The 2,141-nt window shown below is 70.4% G+C and carries 3 protein-coding genes; 2 read left to right on the top strand and 1 reads right to left on the bottom strand.

Going from position 1 to position 2,141, the window contains the following annotated elements:
• The coding region (locus tag ACJA3G_RS36065) for a DUF1996 domain-containing protein (RefSeq protein ID WP_406557249.1) at nucleotides 1-989 on the top strand (989 nt) is incomplete at its 5' end.
• An 87-nt stretch (nucleotides 990-1,076) separates the two neighbouring features.
• Here the strand turns inward: ACJA3G_RS36065 and ACJA3G_RS36060 are convergent.
• Nucleotides 1,077-1,472 carry a hypothetical protein gene (locus ACJA3G_RS36060; RefSeq protein WP_406557248.1) on the bottom strand — a complete coding sequence of 132 codons (396 nt, stop codon included), beginning with the start codon at nucleotides 1,470-1,472 and terminating at the stop codon, nucleotides 1,077-1,079.
• A 364-nt stretch (nucleotides 1,473-1,836) separates the two neighbouring features.
• Between ACJA3G_RS36060 and ACJA3G_RS36055 the strand changes: the two genes are divergently transcribed.
• The coding region (locus ACJA3G_RS36055) for a tyrosine-protein phosphatase (RefSeq protein ID WP_406557247.1) at nucleotides 1,837-2,141 on the top strand (305 nt) is incomplete at its 3' end.

Raw genomic sequence — 2,141 nt, 5'->3', positions numbered from 1 at the left:
ACGTCATCGTCGCGCCCGGTGTGAGCAATGGCGCCCACCATATGCACGACTATGTCGGAAACCAGGCGACCGACGCGTTCTCCAGCGACGCCGATCTGGCCAACGGCGGCACCAGCTGCCGTAATCAGGGCGACAAGTCCACCTATTACTGGCCCGTACTGCGCCTTCAGAACGGCCAGAACGAGAACGACGCCAACGCGGACGGCGGCGGCCGGGACAAGAACGTCGGAAAGATCCAGACGCCTTACGTCATCGTCGCGCCCGGTGTGAGCAATGGCGCCCACCATATGCACGACTATGTCGGAAACCAGGCGACCGACGCGTTCTCCAGCGACGCCGATCTGGCCAACGGCGGCACCAGCTGCCGTAATCAGGGCGACAAGTCCACCTATTACTGGCCCGTACTGCGCCTTCAGAACGGCCAGAACGAGAACGACGCCAACGCGGACGGCGGCGGCCGGGACAAGAACGTCGGAAAGATCCAGACGCCTTCCCAGGTGACCATCAAGCTCGCCGGTAATCCCGTCAGCAAGGTCACCGCCATGCCGCGCTTTCTGCGGATCATCACCGGCGACGCGAAGGCCTTCACCAACGGCAACGCGAATGCCAACGCGTCCTGGAGCTGCACCGGATTCGAGAACCGCCAGCTCAAGGACAAATACCCGATCTGCCCCCAGGGCAGCAATGTCGTCCGCACCTTCAATTTCCAGAGCTGCTGGGACGGGAAGAACACGGACAGCGCGAACCACCGGACGCACGTCGCCTTCGCGGGCAGGAACGGTGCGTGCCCGCGCGGCTTCAAGGCGATCCCGCAGCTCCAGCAGCGGATCGTGTACGCCGTGCCGCCGGGCCCCGGGTTCGCCGTCGACTCCTTCCCCGAGCAGCTCCACAAGCCGGTCACCGATCACGGTGACTTCATCAACGTCTTCAGCGACCAGCTGATGAGGAAGGCGGTGACCTGCATCAACACGGGGCGCAGTTGCGCCTGACAGCCAGGGCGCGCACGCGCCTGGAAACCCGCTCCCCCTGATGCGCTCCCCCGGGTCACCCCACCCGGGGGAGCACGCACCGCGCGGTCAGCTCATGTGGTGGTGTCCGGAATGGTTGGTCCCGGTCTCGACACTGCCACCGAGCCGGCCGCGCAGTGCGTCCACCACGCTCTCGTCGCCCACGGCGACCCACTTGCGGCCCACCAGATAGGCGCCGCCGTAGTCCTTGGCGCCGTTGATCCACTCCCGCTGGCCGCGGTCGGTGGCGAAGGTCGCCAGGACGTACCGGCCGTCCGCGGTGTCGCAGTTGGCCTGCCGGAGCTCGGCCGCGTTGGTGGAGATCTTCGGTTTGCAGGCGGCCTGGGCCGCTATCTCTTCGAGGGTTCCGCCGGCCGTCTTGGGCGCGTCGTGGCCGCCCCCGCCGCAGCCCGCGGCTAGGGTCACGACCGCGGCTGCCAGGGCCGCTCGTACAAGGGTGCGCATACCTCCATCGTGCCTTCAACCACCCCTCTCCCGTGGGCGTTTGGCCATTTCAGTGGCCCCATGACCCGACAGTCGCACCTCCGTCACCGTGCGCTCCGCAGGCGCCGCCCGCTGCCCCCTGACGACCCGAGGAGCGCCTTTCCCATGACCGTCGCGCCGCCCCCGTCGAACGCGTCGCACGCGTAGGACGTACGGCGCCGGGTACCGCGGGAGCCACCGGCGCCGGGTGCGCCGCCGGGGTGGTGAGCCCCCCGCACGCGACCCCGGCACCCTCCGCGGTTGCACACCCACTTGACAGCGGCACCGGCCGCACCGACCTGGCGGCCCGCGCCCGGCCGCCCCTGCCCCAGGAGTGCGTCCGCCCATGACCGCGATCCCCGCCACCAGCGTCGCCAACCTCCGCGATCTCGGCGGCATCCCGCTCGCCGGCGGCCGTACGGTCCGGCCCGGCCTGGTCTTCCGGGCCGGGGCGCTGGACCGGTTCGACCCGGCCCGGGACCCGGCGGTGGCCGGGCTCGGGCTCCGTACCGTCGTCGACCTCCGTACGGACGCCGAGCGCGCCGAGCGGCCCGACCGGCTGCCGGACGGGGCGCGGCTGGTCGTCGCGGACGCGCTGGCGGACGCGGTGAGCGCCTACGGGGCGCCCCCGGCCGCCCAGCTGCGGCGGGT

It is taken from the genome of Streptomyces sp. YS-3 (assembly GCF_045257485.1).
Lineage (GTDB): Bacteria > Actinomycetota > Actinomycetes > Streptomycetales > Streptomycetaceae > Streptomyces.
Note: the sequence above shows the minus strand (reverse complement) of the source record. Positions and strands in the feature narration are given on the sequence as shown.